27 protein-coding genes and 2 tRNA genes are annotated in these 25,876 nt (G+C 48.5%); 23 read left to right on the top strand and 6 right to left on the bottom strand.

Translation table 11 applies throughout. The features are described from left to right. Window positions 1–12 precede the first annotated feature (12 nt). Together coaE and ACFPOF_RS21950 are read left to right on the top strand one after the other, a co-directional pair. Complete coding sequence (gene coaE / locus ACFPOF_RS21955; protein ID WP_378136631.1) at window positions 13–609, top strand: dephospho-CoA kinase; 597 nt, start codon at window positions 13–15, stop codon at window positions 607–609. After that, window positions 606–1,184 carry a lytic transglycosylase domain-containing protein gene (locus ACFPOF_RS21950; protein WP_378136629.1) on the top strand — a complete coding sequence of 193 codons (579 nt, stop codon included), beginning with the start codon at window positions 606–608 and terminating at the stop codon, window positions 1,182–1,184. The genes coaE and ACFPOF_RS21950 overlap by 4 nt, the downstream gene beginning before the upstream one ends. 118 nt (window positions 1,185–1,302) lie before the next feature. Here the strand turns inward: ACFPOF_RS21950 and ACFPOF_RS21945 are convergent, their stop codons facing one another. Further along, a complete protein-coding gene (locus ACFPOF_RS21945) occupies window positions 1,303–1,524 on the bottom strand; it encodes a small, acid-soluble spore protein, alpha/beta type (RefSeq protein ID WP_378136627.1) in 222 nt (73 codons plus the stop codon). 112 nt (window positions 1,525–1,636) lie between these two features. On the opposite strand from ACFPOF_RS21945, the gene nrdR reads away from it, so the two are divergent. From nrdR to ACFPOF_RS21905, 8 genes are all read left to right on the top strand, one after another. Continuing rightward, window positions 1,637–2,098: a transcriptional regulator NrdR gene (gene nrdR, locus ACFPOF_RS21940; RefSeq protein ID WP_378136625.1), complete on the top strand. Its 462-nt coding sequence runs from the start codon at window positions 1,637–1,639 to the stop codon at window positions 2,096–2,098. Between the two features lie 266 nt (window positions 2,099–2,364). Further along, window positions 2,365–2,440: transfer RNA gene (locus tag ACFPOF_RS21935), tRNA-Ala, on the top strand. Between the two features lie 566 nt (window positions 2,441–3,006). Further along, a complete protein-coding gene (locus tag ACFPOF_RS21930) occupies window positions 3,007–3,594 on the top strand; it encodes a TetR/AcrR family transcriptional regulator (protein WP_378137109.1) in 588 nt (195 codons plus the stop codon). A 71-nt stretch (window positions 3,595–3,665) separates the two neighbouring features. Beyond that, window positions 3,666–5,510 (top strand): alpha/beta fold hydrolase, encoded by a 1,845-nt coding sequence (locus tag ACFPOF_RS21925; RefSeq protein ID WP_378136623.1) that lies wholly within the window; start codon window positions 3,666–3,668, stop codon window positions 5,508–5,510. 13 nt (window positions 5,511–5,523) lie between these two features. Beyond that, window positions 5,524–5,613 (top strand) — tRNA-Ala (locus tag ACFPOF_RS21920). Window positions 5,614–6,001: 388 nt separating this feature from the next. After that, window positions 6,002–6,643 carry an NAD(P)H-dependent oxidoreductase gene (locus tag ACFPOF_RS21915; RefSeq protein ID WP_378136621.1) on the top strand — a complete coding sequence of 214 codons (642 nt, stop codon included), beginning with the start codon at window positions 6,002–6,004 and terminating at the stop codon, window positions 6,641–6,643. After that, window positions 6,633–7,085, top strand: a complete 453-nt coding sequence (locus tag ACFPOF_RS21910) for an ArsR/SmtB family transcription factor (RefSeq protein ID WP_378136619.1) — start codon at window positions 6,633–6,635, stop codon at window positions 7,083–7,085. The genes ACFPOF_RS21915 and ACFPOF_RS21910 overlap by 11 nt, the downstream gene beginning before the upstream one ends. 14 nt (window positions 7,086–7,099) lie before the next feature. Next, a complete protein-coding gene (locus ACFPOF_RS21905; RefSeq protein WP_378136617.1) occupies window positions 7,100–7,549 on the top strand; it encodes an SRPBCC family protein in 450 nt (149 codons plus the stop codon). Window positions 7,550–7,627: 78 nt separating this feature from the next. On the opposite strand, the gene ACFPOF_RS21900 is transcribed toward ACFPOF_RS21905, so the two are convergent. Genes ACFPOF_RS21900 through ACFPOF_RS21880 form a run of 5 tightly spaced genes read right to left on the bottom strand, consistent with a single transcriptional unit; the run spans window position 7,628 to window position 12,308 of the window. Further along, complete coding sequence (locus ACFPOF_RS21900) at window positions 7,628–8,737, bottom strand: DUF4432 family protein (RefSeq protein WP_378136615.1); 1,110 nt, start codon at window positions 8,735–8,737, stop codon at window positions 7,628–7,630. 4 nt (window positions 8,738–8,741) lie between these two features. Then, window positions 8,742–9,914, bottom strand: coding sequence for a M24 family metallopeptidase (locus ACFPOF_RS21895; protein WP_378136613.1), 1,173 nt, complete (start codon window positions 9,912–9,914; stop codon window positions 8,742–8,744). 53 nt (window positions 9,915–9,967) lie between these two features. Next, a complete protein-coding gene (locus ACFPOF_RS21890; RefSeq protein ID WP_378136611.1) occupies window positions 9,968–10,885 on the bottom strand; it encodes a polysaccharide deacetylase family protein in 918 nt (305 codons plus the stop codon). A gap of 35 nt (window positions 10,886–10,920) precedes the next feature. After that, window positions 10,921–11,292 (bottom strand): sensory rhodopsin transducer, encoded by a 372-nt coding sequence (locus ACFPOF_RS21885; RefSeq protein WP_378136609.1) that lies wholly within the window; start codon window positions 11,290–11,292, stop codon window positions 10,921–10,923. 5 nt (window positions 11,293–11,297) lie between these two features. Beyond that, window positions 11,298–12,308, bottom strand: a complete 1,011-nt coding sequence (locus tag ACFPOF_RS21880) for a LacI family DNA-binding transcriptional regulator (RefSeq protein ID WP_378136607.1) — start codon at window positions 12,306–12,308, stop codon at window positions 11,298–11,300. 785 nt (window positions 12,309–13,093) lie between these two features. Here ACFPOF_RS21880 and ACFPOF_RS21875 point away from each other — a divergent pair. From ACFPOF_RS21875 to ACFPOF_RS21815, 13 genes are all read left to right on the top strand, one after another. Beyond that, complete coding sequence (locus ACFPOF_RS21875) at window positions 13,094–14,671, top strand: aminotransferase class III-fold pyridoxal phosphate-dependent enzyme (RefSeq protein ID WP_378137108.1); 1,578 nt, start codon at window positions 13,094–13,096, stop codon at window positions 14,669–14,671. Between the two features lie 16 nt (window positions 14,672–14,687). After that, on the top strand, window positions 14,688–15,476 hold the full coding sequence (locus ACFPOF_RS21870) for a DeoR/GlpR family DNA-binding transcription regulator (protein ID WP_378136605.1): 789 nt from the start codon (window positions 14,688–14,690) through the stop codon (window positions 15,474–15,476). Window positions 15,477–15,561: 85 nt separating this feature from the next. Then, window positions 15,562–16,713 (top strand): Gfo/Idh/MocA family protein, encoded by a 1,152-nt coding sequence (locus tag ACFPOF_RS21865; protein ID WP_378136603.1) that lies wholly within the window; start codon window positions 15,562–15,564, stop codon window positions 16,711–16,713. A 40-nt stretch (window positions 16,714–16,753) separates the two neighbouring features. Continuing rightward, window positions 16,754–18,049: an ABC transporter substrate-binding protein gene (locus ACFPOF_RS21860; RefSeq protein WP_378136601.1), complete on the top strand. Its 1,296-nt coding sequence runs from the start codon at window positions 16,754–16,756 to the stop codon at window positions 18,047–18,049. A 68-nt stretch (window positions 18,050–18,117) separates the two neighbouring features. Beyond that, the gene (locus ACFPOF_RS21855; protein WP_378136599.1) at window positions 18,118–18,996 is read left to right on the top strand and encodes a carbohydrate ABC transporter permease; all 879 of its coding nucleotides are present in this window, start codon (window positions 18,118–18,120) and stop codon (window positions 18,994–18,996) included. Further along, the gene (locus ACFPOF_RS21850; RefSeq protein WP_378136597.1) at window positions 18,997–19,824 is read left to right on the top strand and encodes a carbohydrate ABC transporter permease; all 828 of its coding nucleotides are present in this window, start codon (window positions 18,997–18,999) and stop codon (window positions 19,822–19,824) included. Between the two features lie 234 nt (window positions 19,825–20,058). Continuing rightward, window positions 20,059–21,249 carry an acyltransferase gene (locus ACFPOF_RS21845; RefSeq protein WP_378136595.1) on the top strand — a complete coding sequence of 397 codons (1,191 nt, stop codon included), beginning with the start codon at window positions 20,059–20,061 and terminating at the stop codon, window positions 21,247–21,249. A gap of 8 nt (window positions 21,250–21,257) precedes the next feature. Next, window positions 21,258–22,475 (top strand): ArnT family glycosyltransferase, encoded by a 1,218-nt coding sequence (locus ACFPOF_RS21840; protein WP_378136593.1) that lies wholly within the window; start codon window positions 21,258–21,260, stop codon window positions 22,473–22,475. Next, complete coding sequence (locus ACFPOF_RS21835; RefSeq protein ID WP_378136591.1) at window positions 22,472–23,218, top strand: glycosyltransferase family 2 protein; 747 nt, start codon at window positions 22,472–22,474, stop codon at window positions 23,216–23,218. The genes ACFPOF_RS21840 and ACFPOF_RS21835 overlap by 4 nt, the downstream gene beginning before the upstream one ends. Further along, the gene (locus ACFPOF_RS21830) at window positions 23,208–23,597 is read left to right on the top strand and encodes a DUF2304 domain-containing protein (RefSeq protein WP_378136589.1); all 390 of its coding nucleotides are present in this window, start codon (window positions 23,208–23,210) and stop codon (window positions 23,595–23,597) included. Before ACFPOF_RS21835 ends, ACFPOF_RS21830 begins: the two co-directional genes overlap by 11 nt. Window positions 23,598–23,608: 11 nt before the next feature. Continuing rightward, a complete protein-coding gene (locus tag ACFPOF_RS21825) occupies window positions 23,609–23,959 on the top strand; it encodes an EamA family transporter (RefSeq protein ID WP_378136587.1) in 351 nt (116 codons plus the stop codon). A gap of 549 nt (window positions 23,960–24,508) precedes the next feature. Then, window positions 24,509–25,183, top strand: coding sequence for a hypothetical protein (locus ACFPOF_RS21820; protein ID WP_378137106.1), 675 nt, complete (start codon window positions 24,509–24,511; stop codon window positions 25,181–25,183). A 154-nt stretch (window positions 25,184–25,337) separates the two neighbouring features. Beyond that, window positions 25,338–25,778 carry a YybH family protein gene (locus ACFPOF_RS21815; RefSeq protein ID WP_378136585.1) on the top strand — a complete coding sequence of 147 codons (441 nt, stop codon included), beginning with the start codon at window positions 25,338–25,340 and terminating at the stop codon, window positions 25,776–25,778. The last annotated feature ends 98 nt before the right edge of the window (window positions 25,779–25,876 follow it).

The raw sequence follows: 25,876 nt of genomic DNA, 5'->3' as shown, positions 1-25,876 counted from the left end.
AAGAGTCGGGACATGAACATCGGTTTAACAGGCGGTATCGCTACGGGCAAGAGTACGGTCGCGAGTATGTTGAAGCAGCGAGGCGCACTGTTGATCGATCTGGACATCATTGCCCGGGAGATCGTAGAACCTGGGCAACCGTCCCTGTCCGCGATCGTGGACAGGTTCGGCCCGTCCGTTATCCGCGAGGACGGTTCACTAGACAGGAAGAAGCTTGGCTCGCTTGTTTTCGCAAATACAAACGAACGGAAGGCGCTCGAAGCGATCCTTCACCCGGCCATTCGTCAAGTGATGAAAAACCGGATGACCGATTACGAGCGAACTTCGCCGGACAAGCTTGTTGTCGTTGATGTTCCGTTGTTGTTCGAATCGGGGCTTGAGCATTATTTTGAAAAAGTAATGGTCGTATATGTTCCAAGATCGCTGCAATTAAAGCGATTGGTTGAGCGTGACGGATTTAATTCGGAAGACGCCGGACGCCGGCTTGATGCGCAGATGGATATCGAGGAGAAGAGACGGCGCGCCGACATCGTTATCGATAACGGCGGCGAACGGGAGCGGACGGAAGAGCAAGTGGAACGCTTCTGGCGAGAAATGAGGTTGGAATGAGCGGTAAGATGAAGAAAGCGAAACGGAAAAGAATAATCATTCCTTTGATTTTGATCGTGTTGGGCGTATTGTTTGTGCAGTCGGACTGGCTGGGAAAAAAAATTTATCCGATCAAATATACGGAAGAGATCAAGGACAATGCAGCGCATTACGGGCTCGATCCACTGTTGATCGCGGCAATTATCCGGGTCGAATCGAATTATAAAGTAAATGCGGTTTCTCCCAAGGGAGCCGTGGGCATTATGCAGTTAATGCCAGATACGGCGGAATGGATATTGAAAAAGGATAACTTCGGGGATTTGACCGTGAAAGATGCGGGAAATGAGGCGGGTGCAGGTATCCGCTTGGGTGCTTGGTACATGAAAGAGCTGACGAGACAATTTGACGGTAGCTTGGTTATTTCCTTGGCCGCGTACAATGCGGGGCCGGGCAAAGTCCGGCAGTGGCTGGACAAAGGCGTCTGGGATGGACAAGAACAGACGGTACGCGATATTCCTTATGGCGAAACGAGACATTACGTGCAACGAGTGATGTATTATTATAAGAAATATGCGAAAATATACGAAAAGCTCTGATTGCCGGGAGATAGGCCGGGCCTTACCGTTGTATGCCCGCAATCGGAAGAGAAGCCTTGAAGCGTAATCGCCTCAAAGCTTCTCGGTATTGAGTGCCTTCAATTGTAACCGTTAGCGATTAACGGCCGGCCAATTGTTGCTCAGCGATTTGCACCAAGCGGCGGGTAATGTTACCACCGATCGAACCGTTGTCTTTCGTTGTCATGTTGCCTTGGTAGCCATCTTGTGGAATGGCGATACCCAGTTCTTGCGCTGCTTCGAATTTGAGTTGAGCCAATCCGGCAGTCGCTTGTGGTACGAGCAGTTGGTTGCTTCTGTTGTTGTTTTGTTCGGAAGCCATTGTTGATTCACCTCCTTGCGGTTGGTAACAGTATTATGTGCTTTATTGTCTCGTTCATGTAAGGGAAGCCTTGGAAATGCAAAAAAAAATTTGAAGGAGGCGAATTCGCGTCATGAAATGCCCTCATTGTGACTTCAGCGGCACGAAAGTGCTGGATTCTCGGCCGGCCAACGACAATAAATCGATTCGCCGCCGTCGCGAGTGCGAGAAGTGCAGCCGCAGGTTTACGACGTTCGAGACCGTCGAGGAAACACCGCTTATCGTCATTAAGAAAGACGGAAGCCGCGAGGAGTTCAATCGAGACAAGGTGCTTCGCGGTTTGCTGCGCGCTTGCGAGAAACGTCCGGTGTCAGTCGCTCAGCTCGAAGTTATCGTCAGCGATGTCGAACGGGAGCTCCGCAACACGGCCAGCGCAGAAGTCGAAAGCCGGCAGATCGGCGAAGCGATGATGCAGCATCTTTACGGCGTTGACGAAGTCGCATATGTCCGGTTCGCGTCCGTCTATCGTCAATTCAAGGACATCGACATGTTCATGAAGGAGCTTAACTCGCTGATGAGTAAGCACGGGATATAGGGTCTAGGGAAGAGCGGGGCCGATAAGGCGACGGGGTCGTCTTATCCGCCTTGCCTCTTTGAGTGAAACTTGGGGAGTAAGGAAAAGTAGCAGGCAATTAGTTGGACTAAACACAACTACGGCTCACCACAGCGACTCTTGTATTCGTAATTGATTGCCCAGAAAACAGCTCAAGTGGGAAATGCGTGTTGTGGGAAATACGTTGACATGCGCTTTTTTCCTGTGATATACTCATTCTTGTCGTCACGATTCGTGACAATTATCCCGGGCCCTTAGCTCAGCTGGGAGAGCGCTTCGCTGGCAGCGAAGAGGTCAGCGGTTCGATCCCGCTAGGGTCCACCAAAATGTAAACTCACGCATCCAAATACTGATGCGTTTTTTATTTTGTGTGGCCTCGCGAAAGATCGAACCAAATTGGGGCGTTCCGCACCGCAGGGAGCCGAAGGCGGACGAGTACGGCATCGATATTTACCGCTGGGATCTGCATCGTCGATTGATCATCGTTAGCAAGTTTAATCAAAATATCGTTATTCCGCTAGGGTCCACCATATATTTAAAACCCACGCAACCTGCGAAGGTTGCGGTTTTATTTTGGCGCGCGCCTAGCCAAGTTAGGACTGGTGGAGAGATCCTAAGGTTGAAGCCCCGTGACAAAGTAATTCCCTGTGGGAGTGCGAGCAAATCAGCAGGCCGTAACATGAAGTGAATCCTGCCGCATCGTAAAGAGCGACCCTATAAGCCCAAAAAGTGAAGTGGCAAGCTGCGGGAAGGGAGGCGGAGGGGGTCGTAGTACCTGTGAAGTGAGGACAACACAACCTCATGGAGGAAAGGACCACATAATGTTCGAGTATCATTTCCAATCACAAACAGGGTTTGACATACATTTTGTAGTACTGTATAGTAGCAATATGACAAACAAAAGATCAAGCATTTCAAACAAAGATATCGTCCTGCAGACCGCATCGACCTTATTTCTAACAAAAGGGTTTCAAGTGACAAGCATGGACGAAATTGTTGCCCTCAGCAAAGTTTCAAAAACCAACATTTATTACCACTATAAAAGTAAGGAGGAGCTTTTGTTAGCAATTGTCGACCAATTGATCTCGCGGTATGAAGAACGAATATCCCGTACCTTGATGCAAGACATGTCCATTCCTGCAAAAATGGAGCGACTATTTCGAATCCTCACGGAGGATAATGAACAAATCGATTATGTTGGTGGATGTCCGTTCCTGACACTTTATACGCAGACTTCCCATTCCTCTTCGGAAGCGAGAGCTAAAATAAAAGCATTCTTCGATAAACAACTACAAGTTGTTGAGAAGCTGCTGGAAGAAGGCATGGAAAAGAAAGAATTGAGCCGGAATCTGCCCGTCCAAGAGACAGCGGCATTGATTGTCACCTCCATCGAAGGAGCGCTATTCCTAACCAAGGCCACCAACAATCCAATGCTAGCACAGAATCTTATTCAAGCTTTAGCTTCGATGCTTAAGTGATTAGTTACTTAAGTCATTTTTTTTTGCACCGAATAGCACTATTCAGTACTAATAAATGAATCGAAAGGCAGATGATTCAATTGAAAATATTCCTGACTGGCGGGACGGGTTACATCGGTAGGCATATTCTTGCCGAGTTAATATCCAGAAATCACGACATTATTGTACTCGTGCGAAGTCTTGATCGCTTTCAACATACCCTCGGGCGGTTACATTTGCTTGAGGCGCCGCAACACGTTACTGCAGTAATAGGAGATTTGTCGAAACCGAAATTAGGGCTTTCCGCGAACGATTACAAACGAATACAAAATTCCGATATCATCATTCATGCGGGCGGTCCCATGAATATTGAGTTAAGCCAGATTGAGGCAGAGCAAGCTTTTCTTAATCCTGCCATCGAATTGGCCGAACTTTCCGAAAAAATCCATATGAAGAAAGGATTGAAGCAATTCATTCACGTTGTTGGCTATATGAGTCCATATAACGAGCAAAATGCTTTTCACAATCTGGATGCCGTTCTTGAGAAATCTCCCCCGTATGAGAAATTGAAATTTCAAGCGGACTCTTATATACGAAAAGCACTAAAACCGTTAGGCATTCCGCTGTCCACGGTTAATCCCAGTACCGTCATCGGCCATTCTTACTCGGGAATTACGGAGCAGATTGGTGGTCTTAGTATACTGGTAGATTCTGTGAGAAGGAATCTTATGCCACTCGTTCCAGGAGGCAAGGACTACTGGCTGCCGTTGGTACATGTTGATCATGTCGCATCATTCATTGTTAACTTAGTGCAAACAAAGGAGCTTGCGAGTAATACGTATTATTTATTGGATCCCAAGCAGGATAGTCCGTCAATCCGTTCATTGATCAGGCAAATTGCGATGGAGATGGGAGTGGCGCCGCCTTTCGGCACAATTCCGCTTGCTTTGTTGAAGTCTTTATTAAGACTTGGCATCGGCAAGCTATTGGGAATTCCCAAAGAATCGATGCATTTTCTCGTGAAATCGGAATTCCCGGTTACCTCGAAGTTTGAAATTGAGCGTAAGAACGGGGTACGGACATCCGTTGTTCCGACCACGCTTCCCTACGTAATCGCCGATCTTGATTTCCGGTTAAGCCACCCCTCATCCGAGCACCGCGAAGGGTTCGTGCAACGCAGAAGATCCAAACTGATTTCGTTGGAAAAAGAGAATCACGGTACACCGGTTATTTTTCTGCACGGAACATTCAGCGGGGCCGATTGTTTCGTTCCAATAGCGAAACAATTGAATGATGTCAATACTTGGCTGGTGGACCTTCCCGGATTCGGTCATTCACCGCGTCATCATCATTCTTCTCTGATGGACGGCTATGTAGAGGCTGTGATCGAAATGATTCACGAGCTGAATCGCCCTGTTATTTTGATTGGTCATTCGTTCGGCGGACTTATCGCTGCTAAGGTCATGGAAAGAATCGACCAGCAGATCAGGCAACTCGTGCTATTGCAGCCCGTACTGCATCCCATTCATGCCAAATATAAATATGCAGGTGTTACCAGGTCGATTTTGAAACTTATATCTCGCTCCGCGTTCAGAAAAACATTGCTGAAAGCCAATGACTTTATCGCGTACAGCGAACGGCTGGATCACTACTCGAACTACGTCATTCATGATCTGAAGTCGGCCCGCATTCGTTCTACTAACGCAATGGTCATGTCAGCGTTAACGCAAGTCCAGTCTTTCCAGCTAAAACCTGAATTATGGAACGCCCAAAAAGTACGAATCCATTGGGGTGACCGGGATGCAGCACATCATATTCCGGAACGATTCAAGCACTTCGATACAACCTTCATCCCCTATGGTCATCAATACCCTTTGGAAGCTCCGCATCAGGTGGCTGAGTGGCTTCGTCAAGTTTTGGATCTTGAGTTGTCATAGAAGCATATTCTTCGGATGGCCATGGCAGTGAAACCGACCAATGCGGGAGAGCGCTTCGCTGGCAGCGAAGAGGTCAGCGGTTCGATCCCGCTAGGGTCCACCAAACAAAAACCACCGACACGCCGCGAGGCGTGTTTTTTGTTTTAAAGGACTAGTTTTATTGAACCATTCTGGATAGTCGTTCCGCAATGCGATCTTCGGTTCCGCTCGATCAAAAGCTCAAGAGATAACTGCTTGACAAGAAATAAAAACTCTTTTATATTTAACCAATAAGTTAAATAACCAATTGGTTAAATAATGACTTAGAAATGTTCGAAGTTGAATGAGTCTCAATAGAAAAGTAGTGGGAGGTGTTGATTCGATTTACTTTCAGATGCGATGAGCATCGTTCGCGGGTGGTAAGCAATGATGAGATACGTGTCGCAAAAGTTTAGCGTTATTATTTTTCTTAACTATTTTTCTCAACTCAAATAAAGGTGGGTAATTCGATTATGGCAACCGTTTTATATATCACAGCAAATCCGAACGATCATGAAACATCGTATAGTCTGGCAATTGGTAAAGAATTCGTACAGGCATACCTGTCCGCAAATCCTAATGATGAAGTTATTCATCTTGACCTATACCAAATGAATATTCCGGAGCTTGACGCTGATGTGTTTAGCGGTTGGGGAAAGCTTGGGGCAGGCGCTGTTTTTGATGCATTAACGGGTGCGGAAAAAGCGAAAATAGGTCGTTTAGGTGAACTTGTCGATCAATTCGTCGCTGCAGATAAGTATATATTTGTAAATCCAATATGGAATTATTCATTTCCGCCTGTTATGAAAGCATACATCGACTCTATTTGCGTTGCAGGAAAAACGTTTAAGTATGTTCCCGGTGAAGGCCGTGTCGGCTTGTTGCGAGATAAAAAGGCGGTTCACATTCAGGCAAGCGGAAGCGTATTATCACCTGGCTCAGCTCTTGCGGACTTTGAAATGGGTCATCGCCACTTGAATGCCATTATGGCGTTTTTTGAAGTCCCTAGCTTTGAGGGCATCTTCGTTGAAGGCATGGCTGCAGATCCCAACCAAGCGTCAGCGATCAAAGAAAAAGCAGTTCGGAAAGCGCGAGAAGTTGCTAGTGGCTTCTAAAGAAAACAAACAAGAGCCGACGAGATTCAGGTACCTAACCCTGATCGTTCGGCTCTTTTTTCATGCCTTGACTTTAGTTAAACACCTACATAAAATTAAACATATGGTTAAATATAACGAAGAACAATTAAATGATGTATTTCAAGTCCTTTCAGACCCCACGAGAAGAGAAATCATAAGGCGCCTAGCCGTTGAAGAAATGACGGTTATGAATTTGGCTATGCCTTTTAAGATGTCGTTGCCGGCCGTTTCTAAACACCTGAGGGTGTTGGAAAAGGCCGGTTTAGTTTCAGTTCGTAAGGAAGGGACTTATCGATATTATGGTCTAAATCCACAAGCAGTGGAGAACGCTCATGAGTGGTTGATGGACCTCAGGAAGTTTTGGACTGCTCAAATGGATAACCTTGAACTTTTTTTGGATAATCAACCTAAAGAAAACTAACGGAGGCCCGATTCATGATATCAATGCAAGGTGGGAAGTTTTTCCTTGAGCTTCGCCGTGTCTACAATGCTAGCAAGGAAATCGTGTACCTGGCTTGGACAAGGGAAGAACAGTTAAAGCAATGGTGGGGGCTAACGGGTTTTACGACGACCATTGGCCAAATGGACGTCTCCATTGGAGGGAAATACCTTTTTCATATGCAAGCTCCCAATGGTAAGATTCATACGTTAGTAGGTCGTTATGTAGAAATCGTTCCGAATGAAAAGCTTTCGTTCACTTGGAAATGGGGGACTGAAGGAGACGATTCGGAGGAAACGCTTGTTACGATCGACTTTGTTGATAAGGAAAACAAGACGGAGCTTATAATTACACATTCCGACTTCTCCACGATGAAAGAAGCGAAAAAACACAATAATAGTTGGACCAACTCTTTGGAAGGCGGCTTGTGCAACTATTTTAATTGACGCGTTTCAAGTTAGGCTAAGAAGGACCTCATTCCCAATGGGGGCTGAGGTCCTTTACTTGTCGTCAACAGACAGTCATTATAACCGTTCAGCATCTTCAGCGTTCAGGATTGATGTGATCCGGCGTTCCATGTCGGCGGTTTGCTCCGGCGAAAGCAGCCCGGCTTCGTAATGAAAGGAGATGGACTGGTGCGAAGCTAACTGGCGCACATTGCCTTTTCTTTTTTCCGCGCTGTATCCTTCGGCAGTGGCTGTCGCAGGTAAAGCGAGTCCAAGCGCCTGCTCGTGGCCGGTTCTGGCAATCCATCGAACCACCTGGGGGAGTTCGTCCGGCCGATGCTTCACATAATCCGCGTACCCGTCCGGTCGAACTTGCATGCTATGAGCCCAGCCCTCCTCATCCGCTACATAGCGATAATTGAGGACAATTTCGGGGTTGATCGGGAATGTAGGGTCGAGCACGTCAATCAGTGCGGGATTTTTCGCCACTTTGTCGATGAATGCTCCGTATGCTGGATTCCGACTTATGAGCTCTGGATTCGGCTGCCGCATCCCAACCTGCCCCTCACCATTTGGCGCGCTGTATACAAGCCTGCCGTAATCGACAGGCCGAAAATTGAGATGCGCCAAATACATGTATTCCAGCGGTTCCGATCGTAGATTCGTCAAACTAACTGTTATGCGAACCGTTGTCGCCTGTTCGTACAACCGGACCGCCGTTTCGACGCGGTAATCGCAAGTAAATGCCAGCGTATGCCGGTAGGACCCTCCGATTTCCAAGTATGCGCCCTCAGTATCCTCGCCTGCACGCAGCCACGCATCCTGGAATGGCGCATTGGGTAACTCGCCGTGCACGGGATGATCGTCAGCCTTTCCGGGATTGCCCATCGCCCTCATCCCGCAATGCAGAAGGAACGCCCCGTAGGTGGACAGAAAATCGCGTGTCTCCTGGGGTTCGTCGAACGTCGACTTCATCGCCAGTGATCTGCCGGCGAAGTCCATCGACCAAATTTGCTGTCCTTGATAGGGCAGCACCACCAAATTTCCTTCCGCGTTCGTTAGCTTTACAGCGCAGACGCCGGACCGGTAACGGAAGACGTGGGCGCACAGTCCCCCGTGCTCAAGCAGCAAAGCCGGTTCACGTTCGAACCGGCAAGTTTCTAGCCGAATAGTCGTTATTGTCGGCATGCGGCTAAAACTCCAACTCGTGAATTCGCCCAATTGGGCTGCATAAAGGCTCGCAGCCGTTCTCGCGAATGACGACGCCTTTCTCCCAACGGACGCCGAACGAATTAGTCATGAAGAATGTATCGATCTGGAAAGTCATATTCGGGCGTAAAATATAGTCTGAAGACGTCTCCATCCATGGCGCTTCCACCTCGATCATGCCGGTGCCATGACAGGGGCCGTATAAATAATTTTCTCCATAGCCGTTATCCTTATAAAATTGCAGGAATCCTTTGGCAATATCGCTCGCGACGACTCCGGCTTTCAGCTTGCTCTGCGTCCATTCGTGCGCTTTGAGCCCAAATTCAATAGATTGACGCCGTTCAGGAGTTAGCTTGCCCATGCTGATCGGCAAACCGATTGCCGGTGAATAGCCGTCCACCTTGGCCGACAAGTTGAGTTGCACGATGTCGCCCTTATTGATCACGCGATGGGAGGAGCGGGAAATGGCGTGCCGGGTCGATTTTTCGCTGAAAATATACATCGGGAGCCCTTCGTATTCCGCGCCGTTCTCGTAAATAACGCGTTGGGCTATTCCGACCATCTGACACTCGGTTACACCGGGCCGAATTTGTCGGATGACCTCGGCAGTGGCCAACTCCGTAATTCTGAAGCCCTCGCGCATGCAAGCCAATTCATTGTCGGATTTGATTGTGCGCAGCTCGACCATAATGTCGTCGGCGCGGACGATTTCCGCTTCCGGAAAGCTGCTGCGGAGCCCTTCCATCATGACAACCGTCGTGTCCAGGAAGCTAGCAACGCCAATCCGCAGCTTCGCGCCGGTAACGCCGATCGACTTGAACACATCGTTATAAGTATCGGGCTTGATCTCGGGATAGCTGGGATTAGCGGATTCGCGGTATTCCATCAGGCAAAAAATCTTGTCGATCTTGCCGAAGTCCGCCGCATACACCGTGCTTTCCGGTCCGACCATCAATGCAGCGTCCCCGCTTGCCGAGATCGCCACTCCGGCGCGTTCAAACAAAGGCCAGAAGCCGCTGAAGTAGCGGGCGTTCGCATAATCCGCCTCATTAGAGTTAACGACGAGAATATCGAGTCCCCGTTCCGCAACGAGCTTTGCCGCCTTCTGAATCCGTTCCGTGTACTCGTAATCCGGAATTTTGACGTGCTGTGTCATTTTCTTCGCTCCCTTATCGTTTGGCTGTCCTCAACGCATGGTGATGCCGGGTTTCATGTTCTGGACTGTGCTGTCGTATAACGATGCCACTTCACCGCAAAATCATCGGCCCGATGGAATTCGGCGCCCAAATCTTTCAGCCGATCGATCAACAGACCGAACTCTTCCATCGCTTTATCACCGCAGTTGAGCGTGATGAATCGGTCCGGCGTTACCGTGCATTCCCCGTATTTGTAGCTTTTGTGAATCGGAATGAACTCCCACGGATGAAAATAAAAACAGAGCACAACAGGCAAATCCTTCTCCCGCATAAAGCGGATAAAGCTGTGAACGCGCTGCATGAGCGCGTCGGCGCCTTTCGTTCTGAACAGCGGCCATTGGTCGCGATCGCGCTCCAGTCCCGGGTCCTTGCTCTTCATCGTCATATCCGCGAAATTAGGGATTTGCAAAATATTAAGATCCCCTTCTTGAGTCCAATCCTCGCGAGAAGGATGATAGGGGACAAGCCGCTCGCGGTAAAAATACATCGGGTACGAGGCGTCCACCGCGTAGTTCAACTCTTCTAGAGCGTTGACGACCGCCGTCGAGCTCCACAATCGCGGACAGCGGAAGGAAACCGGTTGACTGCCCAGCACCTCCTGCACCCATTCCGTTGCCTTGCGGATCCGAAACGGCACCTCTTCCGCCAGCAGCGGAACAACGCCGGGAATCGGGAACAGTTGGTCGCCTACCGTCTCGTGAAACAGGGAGTGGGTACCCACCTCGTTCCCGCTATCTCGCACGAGAGCGACACTGTCCGGATTTCTTCTGGCCGCGTCTCCGGTATAGAAGAACGTACCTTTGATGTTCTTACGCTCAAATACCTCGATCAGCGGGCCAGTTGCATTTTTGACGCCGTCGTAATACGGGGTGAAGCTCCCGACATCGGTCTCCATATCAAAGCCGAATATAACGTGTATGCTGTCCTTCACGGATTCTCCTCCAAGGCTTGCAGATGCGGATCTGGTTATAGACTGAAGCCGGTTGTGGCATAGAAGGCCATGTTCGTTTGACGAGTATCCAACCGGCCGTATTGCACGACGATCGGCACATCGCTCTCCAGCTTCAGGGAATATTGCGTTTCCCGGGGGACTACGAAGCCTGCCAGGTCATCCGGGTTGTCCAGCCGAAGACAGCGGACGCGCTCGCTTTCCACGGTCAACCGAATATCCGTGACGGGATCGCGATCGGTAAAATACAGCGTAATCGTCAAGTGGGCAACTTCGCGGTTCTGATTCAGCACGATGACGGATTCGTGTCCCTTCAGCGGGAAATCCCCGGCCGGCGGAAGCTCGCAATCCGGAAATACCCATAGGCGGTTACCGTTTTCCTTGCTCATTGTGTTCACCTCCCTTTTAAACTTGACTCGTTCGGTCGGAACGACGACTCTAGTACGATTCGCTCGGCTTGGCGAGGGGCTCCTTCTTGCTTTCTCCTCATGATCATCTCGGCAGCGGCTGCGCCAATGTCGTAGGCTGGCTGAACGACCGAGGTGAGTCGCGGGCGGATCAATCCGGTTTCGTCATCCGCGTCAAAGCAGGCGACCGCCATGTCGTCCGGGATGCGTAGTCCGCGCTCGTACAGCGCCTTGGTCGCTCCATACAGCAGAAAATCGTTGGCCGCGAACAACGCCGTCGGAAGCTGGTCCCGTTTCAGCCAATCTTTCATGATCGCGTAACCGGAGGCTTGTTTGAACTCGCCGCTGCCGACCCACTGCTCCGACATTGTTACGCCGTTGTCCGATAGGCACTTTTCAAAGCCTAGTTTGCGCTCGAGCGCGGTCGATTGATCGAGAGGGCCGGTGATGATCGCCAAATGTCGGTGACCCTGATCCAGAAGATGCTGCGTCAATTCGTAGCTTGCTTTGATGTTATCGATCGTCACAAGATTATATTGTTCGTCTATGCGCGGCTCGTTGTCGATGAAGACGAAGGGGATACCCGATCGGATATACGGCTTAAGCGCTTTTGGATTGCCGCCGACCGAGGCGATGATCAGACCGCTTACGCGATTCTGCATCAGCAGCTTGACATATTCCTCTTCCTTGTGCGCATCTTCGTTTGAGTTGCACACAATGACGTGATGATCGTTGCGGCTGGCTACGCTCTCTATCCCTTTAATTACTTTCGAATAGAAAGGATTGGACAAGTCCGAGACGATGACGCCAAGCGAATTAGCACTCTTACGCTTAAGGCTGCGCGCAACCTCGTTCGGTTGGTAGCCCAGCTCTTCGATCGCCTTCATAATCCGTTCGCGCGTTTCTTTGCCGACCCGGCCGGTACCGTTAATGGTCTTGGACACCGAAGACACGGACACGTTCAGATACTTGGCAATATCCTTCAGTTGTATGGTCATGGTAAAATCACCTCTGTTGAGGATTGGGAAAACGTTGTACCAAATTTCAAAAAAAATGCGGCACAATGGCTAAGCGAAATGCGAACGACTTTGTTCTATTATGGTACAACGTTTTCCCATATTATATGTTGCAGCCTTTCTGGCTGTCAATCGTCGATCTTCAGCTTGTGTCGATCTTCAGCAGCGAAGAGGTCGGGGCACTCCGCGCATAGGGAACGAAATTTTTTTGTGCGAAATATCATACAAAGCGGTGTGCTAAATAGCCAATGTAGAGGTTTTGTACGAAATATCATACAAAGTGGTGAACTGAATAGTCCGTCCCAAAGGTTCTGTACGAAAAATCATACAAAGCGACGTAAGATGTAGTCCGCCGGATGGTTTTTGTATGAAAAATCGTACATACGCGGCCCGAGGTAGTCACTCGAGAGCTGCAGACGAACTTGAGATCCACAAGGGCAAAAAATACAAATATGAGTATATTGGTTCTGTGCAAAGTATCGATCTCCTGTGATAACTGGCGGGCGTTAGAGGTTAATTGGACAGCGCTTTACTAGCAGCGAAGAGGTCAGATATTCGATCTCGCTATGGTCCACCATTAAAGTGTTTGATAAGGGTCATCATCTCCACCGAGTAAGATTCAGTTTTGCCCCTTAACAAATGGAAAACGAAACCGATACGAAGATATAAATAATATTATTGACAGATTAACGAAACATAAATAAAATAAAAACGAAATAAAAAAACAACATGGCTACCAGGGAAGCGAGGTGGATTGATTGAACTCAGTGAAGCTGTCTTTGGTTCAGTTGTTAGGCTCGTCCTATATGAACAGCGTCATCGCAGGTGCCACTTCCTTGTTGGGGCTCAACCTCAAGGAAGCCGAGCGGTTGGCGCACGAAGAGGTTGAGTTTTTGCCGGAGGAATACGTTAGTTTTACGAATCAATTGTTGACGTATGTTGGCAAGCCGTACGTCTCTGCTCTGGAATCGTCGCTTGAAGGAGCACCTACGAATGCTTTTGGAAGCGCAACCAATACGAAAGCGAGTCCGATCGGCGGTCTGGGAGGTCTCCGCTTAGGTGAAGACGGCAGGTTGTACCTTGCGGCAAAGAGCGAGCACTACCATACACCGCTCGGTCACAATTTTCCCGGGTATCGGCTGATTGACAACGCAAGGGCACTCGGCATTACGAATGCGACTCATAATAACACCCGCGGCTACATTACCCGGTTTCTTGAACGGGAGCTTGTCCGGACGATCAATGGATTTCGTCCTGAAGAGACGGACGAATTGGATGCCGCTCTCGCTTCCCAAGAACCACAAATGTTGAATCGTGTCCTCAATCTTGAGACCGGAACATTAGCTTGCGAAGCGGGCATTAAAATGATGCTGGCTCGGTTTTATCGATTGGATGAAACTTTTGGTCAGCCAAAATACGGGAACCTTACGCCGGTATTTTTCGTGATGGCGGACCACGACGGCGGGGGCAAGGCGAACTACCATGGGACTACGATTTTCGCTCAGATCATGCGCGACATGTGGCCCGGACTGGGAGAAAAGCTAGAGCAGGCGGGGATATTGAAGGTTTGTCCGGTTCGAATCAACGACTGGGAAGATTTTCAGACGAAATTCGAACAGTACAACAAGCCGCCGTATAAGGCAGCGGGGTTTCTGCACGAAATCATTCTGATGAATTACGGCGGCATCAAGCTCGAGCCTAAGTATTTACAGAAAGTTTATGCACTGTGCCACGAACACGACACTCCGATCATGTGTGATGAAATTCAATCTTGCATGTGGTATCCGCCTATGTATCTGTTCCGGGAATACAAGTTGAATCCCGATTTCGTGGTCATCGGAAAAGGTTTCCCAGGCGGCCAATATCCAGCTTCTCGCATCATTACGACAGCGGCCATGGATACACTTAACCAATTCGGCGCACTGGTTACGAACGGACAGGAGGAACTGGCGGCGCTGGCCTATTTGATAACAATGAAGTTCACGGAAGAGAACGGCAGCCACATACGCAACATTGGTCAATACTATGAAGACAAGCTGCGGGACTTGGCGGTACGCTATCCGGACTTCATCGACCGGACGGAAGGGCTGGGACACTTGTCGACGATCTTCTTCCGCGAAGCGCAGACTGTCACGCAATTCACCAAGGTGCTGAACGAAGCATGTATTGATGTTAGCGCTCAAACTTACAAAGCAAGCTGCCCGCCTGCAGCGCTTACGAAGCCACCTACAATCGCCACCAGGGAAATGATAGACTACCTATTATACAGTATGGACGAGACGTTACTGGCGATCCGCGAGGAGCAACGCGGCCGTTCCGACGAATTGGTCCATCCTATCGTCTAATCCTGGAGGAATGTTCATGCATGAGCATGATGTGAAAGATCTTGATATCGATAAAAGAAGAAATCGGATTCTGGAGTTACTGCATCGCGAAGGCAAAGTGAAAGTTAACGACTTAAGCAAGCTGTTCGGCATCTCTGAAGTGACAATTCGTATTGACCTTGACGTTCTTGAAGAGCAGGGAGCATTGCAACGCGTACATGGCGGAGCGATCAGCACATACAAAAGCTACTACAATATGACGTTTCATGACCGATCAGCGGTGAACGGCGAGGAGAAGAGAAAAATCGCTGTGGAAGCGGCCGCTATGATCTCGGACGGCGATACGGTTATCATCGGTTCCGGTACGACCCCGCTATATGTAATGCAAGAACTGAAAAATCACAAGAACCTGATCATCATTACGAATTCGTTGCCCGTAGTCCATGAAGCCGGTTTCCATCGAAACCTTAATGTAGTCGTCATACTAGGCGGCAATATCAATTTGGGGTACCAATTCACTACAGGTGACGATGCTATTGCCCAGTTAAATCGGTACAAGGCGGACAAGCTTATTTTGTCGTCGGACGGCGTCAGCTCTGAATTTGGGGTGACGACCTATCATCACCTGGAAGCGGAGCTGTACCGGAGAATGATTGCGCTCGTCGACAAAACAATTTTGGTTGCCGACTATTCAAAGATCGGCCGGGCCAACTTCGCCCGCATCGAGACGGTCGATAAAATGGATTGTCTGATCTCAAATCATAACGCAAACAAGGATGAGATCGAAGCCATCAAGGAAAAGGGCTTAGAAGTCCGGCTTGTCTAAACACCGTGGGAAGTACATGATCGCGTTGGCTGGCCATTATTGAAGGCGCTTCCAATTATTAAACTGATTGAACAGGGAGATTGATATGACCATTAAAGTGGGAATTGTCGGGGCAAGGGGACTTAGCACGCTTCTGGGCTTTCAGAGCAATCCCGATACGGAAGTCGTAGCGCTTTGCGATTTGGACGGAGATTACGTTCAGGAGGCAGCGCGCGAACACGGCATACCCCGTACGTATCGGATTTTCGAGGATATACTAGAGTCGGACATCGATGCCGTCGTCATCTCTACCCCTATGCATCTGCACGTACCGCAAACAATCGCGGCTCTGAATGCGGGCAAGCATGTGTTGTGCGAAGTTACGGCGGGAGTCACGATGGACGAACTATGGTGGTTGAAGGAAGCTGTTGAGTCGTCCAAAAAAGTGTATATGATGGCGGAAAACTATTGTTATATCCCTGAGAATCAGATCATTACGAATATGGTTAAGCAGGGTGTCTTCGGTGAAGTTTACTTTGGCGAGGGAGAGTACATTCACGATGTCCGCAGCTTGGCGTACCAATTTAACCGCGAGAACGCCGCGAAAAAATCGGCGCCAACCTGGCGTAAGTATTGGCAATTGGGCAAGCGCGGGAATTTCTATCCGACGCATAGTCTCGGACCGGTCATGAAATGGTTCGAAGGCGACCGGATTAAATCCGTTTCTACTTTTGGTACGGGCTGGCATACGGATTCCCGTTTTCGTCAGGAAGACACGACGATTACGGTCTGCCAGATGGAAAGCGGCAAGCTGATCAAGATTCGCGTCGATTGCATATCGAAGCGGCCTCTCGGCATTAACTACAGCTTGCAAGGCACGAAAGGATGCTTCGAAGCGAGGAGCGGCGTCGAAGGCGGTCAGCATCAGTTATGGCTGGAATGGATGGGGGGCGATTCCGAGTATGACAGGAAGTGGCGCCCGTTAAGCGATTTTCATGAATACTTGCCTGATCGCTACAAGAACGCAACGGAGGAGCAGAAAAATGCCAAACACTGGGGGAGTGATTACTTTGTCGTTGAGGATTTCGTAAATGCCGTTAAAGGTTTGGAGAAACCTGCCATCGATGTTTACGACGCCTGTGAATGGACGGCAGTAGCGCTTCTGTCCGAGCTGTCCGTCATGAATGGCGGCCGGACGATGGATATGCCGGAATTCCGCAAAAGCGGCTCGTATGCGGATCAAATTATCAAATTATAACTGGACACAGAATGACATGACAAACAGGGGGAATGTAAACATGAATAATGCAACCATGAGGTTGAAGAAGTTGACGAGTGCTGGCGTTACCGTAGTTATGCTCTCAAGCTTGCTGGCCGCTTGTTCGGGAGGCGGTAAAGACGGCGGAACGACAAGCAGCGGGAACGATAAAGCGGAAGTGTCCATGATGTTAGCGGAATCGGTGTTCAATCACATCCAAGATAAGTTGATTGAGGAGTTCGAGAGTAGTCATCAAAATATTAAAATCAAGGTGGAAACCCTTCCCGACGGCAGCCTGTTCGATACGTTGCGCACACGCATTGCCACCGGCGAATTGCCGGACATCTACCAACTGAATATCGGCCACGACACCACCACCATGGCCGATAAGGCAGGATATATCTACGATCTGAGCAAACTGGAGGCAAGTCAGAACTTCTCCGAATCCATCCGTAAAGCGACTTCCTTGAAGGACAAGCAGGCGATCTTCACTAACGGCCTCGGCGTGCTCGGCTTAAACTACAACAAAGCGATGCTGAAAGACGTCGGCTATAACGAGCCGCCCCAAACATGGGATCAACTGATGGATGCCGGTAAGAAATTGAAGGAAAAAGGCAAGGACCTGCTCGTATACTCCTCGAAATGGGAGACCGGGATCGGCAATGTGTTCCATTGGACGTTCGGCGCGCATGCAGTGAAAAACGACGCGTTCAAGCAAGCCTATCTGTCCAACAGCGTTGATTGGAGCCTGCCGGACAATCGTGCCATTCTGGAGGAAGGATTCAAGCGGTTCAAAGATCTGAACGAATTCGTGCGCACGGGCAGCTTTACGAACGAATACGCGATCGCGCAGCAATCGTTCGCCAATGGAGATGCCGCTATGCTGCTGGGGGGCACATGGGAAGCGAAAACGTTACACGAGCTTAACACGGACCTCGATTTCGGTTTTATCAATCTGCCTTATGAAACGGACGAGAAGAACGCTTATGTATTCGTGCCGGAAGACGGTTTCGCCATCAATGCCAAGAGTCAGCATGTTGAGGAAGCGAAAGTATTCTTGAATTGGCTCTTCAGCAAGGAGATTTACGGAAAATTAAATGAGGCCGCAGGTTCGCTCTCGGCCATGCCGGGAGTGGGCAAGCCCGACGAAGCGTATAGCGACGTGCCGAATTGGTTGCAGACAGATCGGGTGATCTCGTTCGCCAATACAGGTCCAATCCCTGGCGCGACTTGGATTGCACTCGGCAACGCGGCGCAAGAATATACGTTCAAAGGCGATCTCGACAAAGCGATCGACAAGTTTATTTCGGAATATAACAAGACGAAAGCGAAATAACGGGTAAGACGTATTCACATATGCGACTAAGAGCCAGCAATGTATCCGAATGAATAGGGGGCTTCCCTATGCAAAGAAAAATGTTTATTACAGGTGTTGCGTTCGTTATCCCTATCACAGCCGTCATCGCGATCTTTCTGATTTTCCCGATCGTCCAGTCCTTCTATTACAGCTTAACGGATTGGAAGGGGATCGGGGCCTACCGGTTCATCGGATTCCAAAATTACCGGGATATTTTTCAGGACAAGGTGTTCACCGAGTCGCTGACCCGAACGCTCATGATCGGGATTTCCACAGCTTTCCTGGCCAACGCCATCGGGTTGCTGCTGGCGATGATGCTGGATCAAGCGCTTAAAACCAAAAACATTTTACGCGCCTTATTCTACATTCCGAACATCATCCCGGTTGTCGTTGCAGCGTTTGTTTGGCGGTATATTTTCGATGCGAATACCGGGTTGCTGAATGGTTTGCTGACAAAACTGAGCGGCGCCAACGTCAATATTCCTTGGATCGATTCACCCGACTATGTCGTGTACTCCCTTATTTTCATTACCGTGTGGCAAGGGATCGGGCCGGTTATGATCATTTATCTTGCCGCTTTGCAGGGCGTTCCCGCCGAACTCAAGGAAGCGGCCAGCATCGACGGCGCCACCAAGGTCAGGAAGTTCTTCTCGATCACCTTGCCCATGATTGCGCCGGGAATTACCGTGAACGTGCTGATCGGCCTCGCCAACGGCATACGTATATTCGACTTGCCGTTTGCGCTGACGGGCGGCGGTCCGGCCAATTCAAGCGAGACAATGGCCATCCGGATCTATCGCTACGCGTTCGCTTCAAGCGAATTGTCGTACGGCTTGGCGTCGTCGTTCGTCCTGACAATTGTCGCACTGGTCGTGACGCTATTTTTCATCGCGATGTCCCGTAAATATGAACAGGGGGTGTCTTAGGTGAAAATCTTGAAAAAGGCCGTCTTCGAGCTGTTTGCCTGTTTACTCGGGGTGATCGTGTCGATTCCCTTGTATTTGATCATGATCAATGCGTTCAAGAGTCACAAACAAATTGTCACCGCGCCCCTTGCGCTACCCGAATTCTCTGTCGGCTTCGGCAATATCGCAAGAGCTTTTGAGAAGCTGAATACGCTCAAGGCATACGGCATCACGTTTTCGATCGGCGGCATCGCGCTTCTTTTTGCCATCTGCTTGTCCGCGATGGCTGCTTACGCCGTGGCACGCATCCGACACCCGATCTTCAATACACTGTATTGGGTGTACGCATCGGCCATCCTGATCCCGGTGCAGTCGGTACTCATTCCGATCGTATTTCTCTTGAAAAGCCTATCCTTGCAAAATACCATTATGGGTATCTCGCTGATGTATGTCGCCGTGTTGTCGCCTTTCTGCATCTTCATGTTCAGCGGTTTCATGCGCAGCTTGCCGTTCGATCTGGAAGAGTCGGCTTATATCGACGGCAGTTCGCCGGCGCATACGTTCTTCCGCATCATCTTCCCGCTAGTCAAACCAGTGACGGCATCGCTGATCATTTTGCAATTCATTTATGTGTGGAACGATTTGCAGTTGCCGCTGGTAATCCTCAATGCCGTGGATTACCCAACGATCAGCATCAGCCTTTACAAATTTTTCGCCGGACGCGGAATGGGGGACTTAAGTCTGCTGTTCGGGGGCATCACGATCACAATGCTGCCCATTCTGCTCTTGTTCTTGAGCTTCCAGCGTTTCTTCGTGAAGGGATTGTCGGCGGGGGCGGTCAAAGGCTGATAGATACCCCCTCCGGAAAATAACCCCATAAAAGTGATTCAAAATCAAAACACTTTCAAGAGCATGTCTCGACATCGTAAGATGTGGACGACAATTTTGAAGGTGTTTTTGTTTTATTAATTCCTTAAACAATACTTAAACGAATCTTAAGTTGTTGATACTGAAATCGGTAAGAACCTCCTTCTATAATAAGCTTACTTTACACCCATTAGAGGAAGGTTTGAGGCTATGAATATGAAAGCTAATCGTGACCAAGATCGTATTCCGGAGCTTCAGCTCGTGCGAGCTCTAGCCATTTTATGCGTGTTGACCGTGCATGCCAGCGCATCAGCCACGATTGCAATGCAACACTCCGGCTACTACTGGTTCTACAATTTTTTAAACATTTTTGCCAAAGTCGGAACCCCGACGTTTATTTTTCTAAGCAGTTTTGTCCTATTTTACAGCTATTATTGTAGGCCGCTGGATGGCAAACTGATTAGTTCCTTTTACAAAAAAAGATTGCTCTACATTCTCGTGCCCTATGCCCTTTTCTCGGTGATTTACTTCGTCATGGTGCGTTACAGCGCGAATGAGGTTTTGTTTGATGCGGATGCCTTGGCTACCTTCTGGAAAAAGCTGATCACCGGAAAAGCTTACGCACACCTGTACTTTGTCTTCATTAGCATTCAGTTTTACGTGTTGTTTCCTGTTCTGTTATGGGCAACGAAGCGTTGGGCGCGAATGGTGCATTTTCTCATTCCGATCGGCTTTATCGTTCAATGGAGCTTCGTTTTGTTAAATAAGTATTATTGGCAAGTCACGAACAAAGGAAGCTGGTCGCTGTCTTACTTTTCGTTCTTTTTCCTTGGGGCGGCGCTGGGGATTTATTATCCGAAAATCAAAAATTGGATCGTCGTTTCTAAAGCAAACGCAAGCCTTAGCCGCGTATTGGGTTGGGGGCTTTTGTGGGCAACGTGGCTGACCATCGCTCTGGCTCACGTCTCGATTTATTATCAAGCTCGAGCTAATGGCGTTCGTTATAACTCCATGCTGTACGAGTTTCTGTGGAACTTTCATTCGATAACGGCAGCGCTGGTGATCGTTCAAGCGGCATTTTTCATCTATCGCCGCTTTCCGACTTCGCTATCCAGACTATTGCAGCCGATAGGTCAATACTCGTTTGGCATTTACTTAATTCATTTATTGTTCCTGTATATTTACGACCGGTTCATGCCGGATTACGGCATATCTTGGATGTCGCACATGAAGTATTTGGGCAGTTGGATCGTCATGTTATCGGGCTCTTTAGCTGCCGTCGCGTTCTCGGCCAAATTCCTTCCGGCTGCCTGGATGTTGTTTGGGCGTCTCCCGGAGCATGGCGGAAGCCGCCGGAACGCCGTCACCCGGAAATTCAACGGGACTGAAGTTCGAACAGAGAGGTGAGATTCGTCATGCAGCGAAAGTGGACGGGCGCGGGAATAACCTTAATATTGATTTTTGTTGTTTCAGCTTATTTAAGATTCGATTTTTTGTCTTCGGCCGTTCATAACAATTCTCATGATACGGTCAATTACGACATTATGGTGCGGCAGTTGTTGGAAAAGGGGGTATACGGTTATAAAAGCGAGGAGCCAAATGCCCAAGTTTCTCCGGGATTTCCTTTATTTATGGCTGCTTCCTATCTGGTTGCTGATTTAATCAACAAGGATCCGATGACCCTTATTCGCTACATGCAGGCCATCTTCAGCCTCGTGACGCTTTGGTTGATCTACCGTATAGCGAAAAAGCTCGGAGGGGATATAGCGGCACTTTCGGCAGCCGCCGTAGCTGCGGTGTATCCTCCCTTTATCTGGACAAATGGGGCGGTATTGACCGAATCGCTCGCGACCTTATTGTTTATGACCTACGTTTACTTGCAGCTCTTGGCATTCGAAAAGAACAATTGGAAGCTGACGTTGTCAGCCGGAATCATGATTGGACTCACTGTTCTGACTCGTCCGGAATTTTTGGTCGTTCTGCCCGCAAGCTTTGCCCTCCATTTGTTCTGGCACCGCAAAGCCAAGATGACGATGAAGCTGATGCTGATCGCCGGCATCGGGACCGGCATTGTGCTCTCGCCATGGTTGATTCGTAATCTCGTTACGTTGCACGAACCGATCATTACCTCTACCCAAGTGAATCCATTCGCGGCGGGAACCTATCCGAATAAAAACTACGACGACGGTTTGGTCGACCGTGCGGGTAAAACTCAAATGGAAGTCGCTAAGGAACGACTGCGGATCGGTTTTACGGAGCATACAGGTACCTACTTAAAATGGTATACGATCGGTAAGCTGCAGTATATTTACGGGAAAATGTTTGGCGGAAGCGGCCATAAACCATACTATTCCGTCATTCCTTTCAAGTCGTATTTGCACTTGGCGATTGTTATGCTATCCATCGTATCGTCGGTTGTTCTGTTGCGCAATTGGCGTAAACCGGCTGCGCTGCTAGTCGTATTGGTATTGACTATAACGGTGATGCGACTTGCGTTCGTCCCGGAATACCGTTACAACGTCATAACGATGCCGCTGCTTATTGTGATGGATAGTTTGCTTGTTGCTCACATGCTCGGATGGATAGGTCGCCGCTTTAAGTGGCAGCATTTAATCGGGAGGACAGCGCCATGAGTATCGTTAGACAAGTCGATAGAGGGAAAATATTGATTATCGTACCGGCCTATAATGAAGCTGAAGGAATCGTGAAAGTGATCTCAGCAATACGGGAAACGTTGCCCGAGGCGGACGTCATTGTCATTAATGACGGTTCGAGCGACAATACCGGCATGCTTGCGGAGTCCGCAGGTGCATTAACCGTCCATTTGCCGGCGAACCTGGGAATAGGAGGCGCGATGCAAACCGGATACCAGTATGCTGCCAAGTTCGGGTATCAATATGCCGCCCAGATCGATGGAGACGGTCAACATGATCCGGCTGATTTTAATTTTATGTTAAAAGCCTTGCGGGATACGGGAGCTGATATGGTCGTTGGCTCACGGTTTCTGGAACGTAGGGGGTTTCAATCTACCTTTGCCCGTAAGATAGGAATAGAGTTGCTCGCGAAGCTATTATCTGGACTGCTTGGGAAAAGAGTCACCGATCCGACCTCCGGTTACAGAATATGCGGACGAAGAGCGGTCGAGTTGTTCTCGCAAGAGTACCCGACGGACTATCCGGAGGTTGAAGCGCTTGTGCTGCTGGATAACTCCGGATATTCGTTCACCGAAATTCCGGTCGTGATGAAGGAACGTCAAACCGGAACTTCAAGCATCTCGTCGTTTCAATCTTTATATTACATGGTAAAAGTCATTTTGGCGGTACTGATAGCCAAAAGTCGAAAGAAAAAGGCGCTGAATTTAAGCTATGAATCCTAATATATACTTCGTTAGTTTCGTAATTGGCTTAGGTTTTACTTTTATGGTGCTCCATCTGATCCGCAGCCGCAGGTTACGAGAACAGTATGCGATATTGTGGCTAGTGCTTGGCGTTTTCATGATGGGGCTTTCATTATTCCCGAGTTTGCTGGACAGATTCTCTGCGATGCTTCATGTGTCTTATGCACCGTCGCTACTATATCTTCTCGCCTTCGTGGCTGTCTTGTTCCTGCTGCTTCATTTGTCCCTTGCCGTTTCTCATTTAACCAGTCATGTCATTAAGCTAACTCAATCATTGGCGCTTCTTGAGAGTCAGATCAATCGTCCGATTCAATCGAAATCTCCTATGGATAAGAGTTTGCAAAACCTCGAAGAATAGGAGATGTAACGATGATGGCGCCTATTCTAATGTTATCGCTAAACATTCTTCTTCTGCTTACGGGTCAAACGCTGTGGAAGATCGGATTGGATCGCTCCGGAGGACTGCATATAAGCAACGCCCTTCAAGTGCTTGCCTCTCCTTGGATCATGGCGGGGGCGGGGATGTACGCTGTGGCCACGGTATTATGGCTTGCGGTATTGTCGCGGATGCCTTTAAGCATGGCTTATCCTATGCAAAGCATGGCCTACGTACTCGGCCTGCTGATCGCTTGGCTGATCTTTGGGGAAATCATACCTCCCAATCGCTGGATCGGGGCCGGAATAATCGTAGCCGGGGTTATTGTAATTAGTATGAAATAAGGAGGCAGACCATGGCTTGCTTCCCTACTACATACTAATGATCCGGTGCCCGCTTCCAATTTTCAGCCGATTGTGAGTAATGAACTGGAAATCCGTCTTACACGAGTTGGAGAATTTCCATAATGTGGATATTTCGAGCGATGGAGTATGCACATTCTACAAACGGTTAGATTTTGAAAGATTTGTATGAAATATCATACAAAGCAGTTTGCTGAATAGTCCGTCGTAGAGGTTTTGTATGAAATATCGTACAAAGCAGTGTGCTGAATAGTCCGTCGTAGAGGTTTTGTATGAAATATCGTACAAAGCAGTGTGCTGAATAGTCCTTCGGATGTCTTTGTATGAAAAATCGTACAAACTCGGCTCGAGGCAGTCACAATCGCAGAAGATTGCAAAAAAACAGTTGCATCATGTGGAGCGAATCCGTTAGGATCGACTTATGCAATATATTGCAATATTAATGCGGCGAAGCACGCCCCGATTTCCCTCTTTCATTACGGGAACTCGGGGCTTATTTTATGAATGGAAAGGTGATGTAGCTTGAGTTTTGTGATCGAGCATGAGAAGTGGATCAAGGCACATTTGTCGAAACGCCACGGAGAACGAAAAGATGCTCTGAAAAGAGGGCATGGATTCGGTAATCGCTTTTTTGCAGAACAAATATGGTGGAACCTTATGGGGCATTTTGCTGGACTACATCCGGAATATGAAGTTACAGACTGGCGGGGACGGCCGTATTTCGTGGACTTTATGTGGATCTTAGGTAGCTTGCGATTCGTCATCGAAATCATGGATTATGGATCGCATGGCACGGATCGTTCGAAGTATCGATTGGATTTGAATAGAGGGTTGTATCTACAATCGCAAGATTGTCACGTAATCACCATATCCCTTGATGAAATGAAAGAAAATCCAACGTTCGTGCTTGCTATGGTTCGAAGTATTCTAGCTCAGTATCTTGCAGCGACAGGAGGAGGGGATGGGACGAGTTGGCGCAAATACCTAAAAATCGAACGAGAGTTGATGCGATTGGCGATTCGAAATCATCGTATCATCAGCCCGTCGAGAGCTGCAGAAGAACTTGAGATCCACAAGCAGACGGCAATTAAGTACTGCCAAGGACTTGTGGACAAAGGTAAATTCCGAGCAATACCATCAGGGGTCTCGGGCAAAATATACAATTATGAGTATATTGGTTCTGTGCAGAGTATCGATCTAGTGTGATATCGGGCAGCTTAATAAATCTACCCGCTACTATCAGGTCGGTTTTCTATTGGTGACAACCTTGCTTATCCAAAGTATCTATGTCAACCGATGATTTTATTATCGTAGCTTCGTCTATAATGTTATAGACTATTTTACAGATAAGGAGATGAATATGATGAGTGTCCGCTTTAATAATGTTCTGGATGTTTTAGAGAACTACAAATCTTCCGTCAACGAGAAAGACGTTGATAGATTTGTATCTGCTTATGCATCGGATATCCATATTTATGACTGTTGGCAAAATTGGGAGTGTACCGGTTTCACGCAATGGAGTGAAAACGTGCACGAGTGGTTTGATAGTTTAACGAAGGAAGATGTATTGCTTAAAGTTGATTATGATGATTTAGTCGTCGAGGAAAATTCAAATCTTGCTTTCGTTCGTTGTACGGTTAGGTTTGCGGCTTATAACAAATCCGGAGAGAAGCTTCGTCAAATGACAAACAGATTTACATTTGGTTTAAGAAAACAAAATGACTCCTGGCTCATCACACATGAACACTCATCATTGCCGATTAACATGGAAACCGGGAAAGGAATTTTTAACCTCAAGTAAGTCGCGGAAGCACCGCCAAACGTAGATTTTCTGCGGCTTGGGGTGCTTTTATCTGTTGCGGGTCGAACGCCTTATTCGCTGGAAGGGTTTTAGTGTAT

The organism is Cohnella soli, assembly GCF_042655525.1.
GTDB lineage: Bacteria > Bacillota > Bacilli > Paenibacillales > Paenibacillaceae > Cohnella > Cohnella soli.
This window is presented reverse-complemented; position numbering and strand designations above follow the sequence as displayed.

Coding starts and splice junctions, on each gene's coding strand:
- ACFPOF_RS21845 (WP_378136595.1), top strand. CDS start 20,059: ATGAAAGCTAATCGTGACCAAGATCGTATTCCGGAGCTTCAGCTCGTG.
- ACFPOF_RS21880 (WP_378136607.1), bottom strand. CDS start 12,308: ATGACCATACAACTGAAGGATATTGCCAAGTATCTGAACGTGTCCGTG.
- ACFPOF_RS21870 (WP_378136605.1), top strand. CDS start 14,688: ATGCATGAGCATGATGTGAAAGATCTTGATATCGATAAAAGAAGAAAT.
- ACFPOF_RS21900 (WP_378136615.1), bottom strand. CDS start 8,737: ATGCCGACAATAACGACTATTCGGCTAGAAACTTGCCGGTTCGAACGT.
- nrdR (WP_378136625.1), top strand. CDS start 1,637: ATGAAATGCCCTCATTGTGACTTCAGCGGCACGAAAGTGCTGGATTCT.
- ACFPOF_RS21930 (WP_378137109.1), top strand. CDS start 3,007: ATGACAAACAAAAGATCAAGCATTTCAAACAAAGATATCGTCCTGCAG.
- ACFPOF_RS21860 (WP_378136601.1), top strand. CDS start 16,754: ATGAATAATGCAACCATGAGGTTGAAGAAGTTGACGAGTGCTGGCGTT.
- ACFPOF_RS21885 (WP_378136609.1), bottom strand. CDS start 11,292: ATGAGCAAGGAAAACGGTAACCGCCTATGGGTATTTCCGGATTGCGAG.
- ACFPOF_RS21825 (WP_378136587.1), top strand. CDS start 23,609: ATGATGGCGCCTATTCTAATGTTATCGCTAAACATTCTTCTTCTGCTT.
- ACFPOF_RS21925 (WP_378136623.1), top strand. CDS start 3,666: ATGATTCAATTGAAAATATTCCTGACTGGCGGGACGGGTTACATCGGT.
- ACFPOF_RS21895 (WP_378136613.1), bottom strand. CDS start 9,914: ATGACACAGCACGTCAAAATTCCGGATTACGAGTACACGGAACGGATT.
- ACFPOF_RS21950 (WP_378136629.1), top strand. CDS start 606: ATGAGCGGTAAGATGAAGAAAGCGAAACGGAAAAGAATAATCATTCCT.
- ACFPOF_RS21835 (WP_378136591.1), top strand. CDS start 22,472: ATGAGTATCGTTAGACAAGTCGATAGAGGGAAAATATTGATTATCGTA.
- ACFPOF_RS21905 (WP_378136617.1), top strand. CDS start 7,100: ATGATATCAATGCAAGGTGGGAAGTTTTTCCTTGAGCTTCGCCGTGTC.
- ACFPOF_RS21915 (WP_378136621.1), top strand. CDS start 6,002: ATGGCAACCGTTTTATATATCACAGCAAATCCGAACGATCATGAAACA.
- ACFPOF_RS21840 (WP_378136593.1), top strand. CDS start 21,258: ATGCAGCGAAAGTGGACGGGCGCGGGAATAACCTTAATATTGATTTTT.
- ACFPOF_RS21830 (WP_378136589.1), top strand. CDS start 23,208: ATGAATCCTAATATATACTTCGTTAGTTTCGTAATTGGCTTAGGTTTT.
- ACFPOF_RS21945 (WP_378136627.1), bottom strand. CDS start 1,524: ATGGCTTCCGAACAAAACAACAACAGAAGCAACCAACTGCTCGTACCA.
- ACFPOF_RS21855 (WP_378136599.1), top strand. CDS start 18,118: ATGCAAAGAAAAATGTTTATTACAGGTGTTGCGTTCGTTATCCCTATC.
- coaE (WP_378136631.1), top strand. CDS start 13: ATGAACATCGGTTTAACAGGCGGTATCGCTACGGGCAAGAGTACGGTC.
- ACFPOF_RS21865 (WP_378136603.1), top strand. CDS start 15,562: ATGACCATTAAAGTGGGAATTGTCGGGGCAAGGGGACTTAGCACGCTT.
- ACFPOF_RS21815 (WP_378136585.1), top strand. CDS start 25,338: ATGATGAGTGTCCGCTTTAATAATGTTCTGGATGTTTTAGAGAACTAC.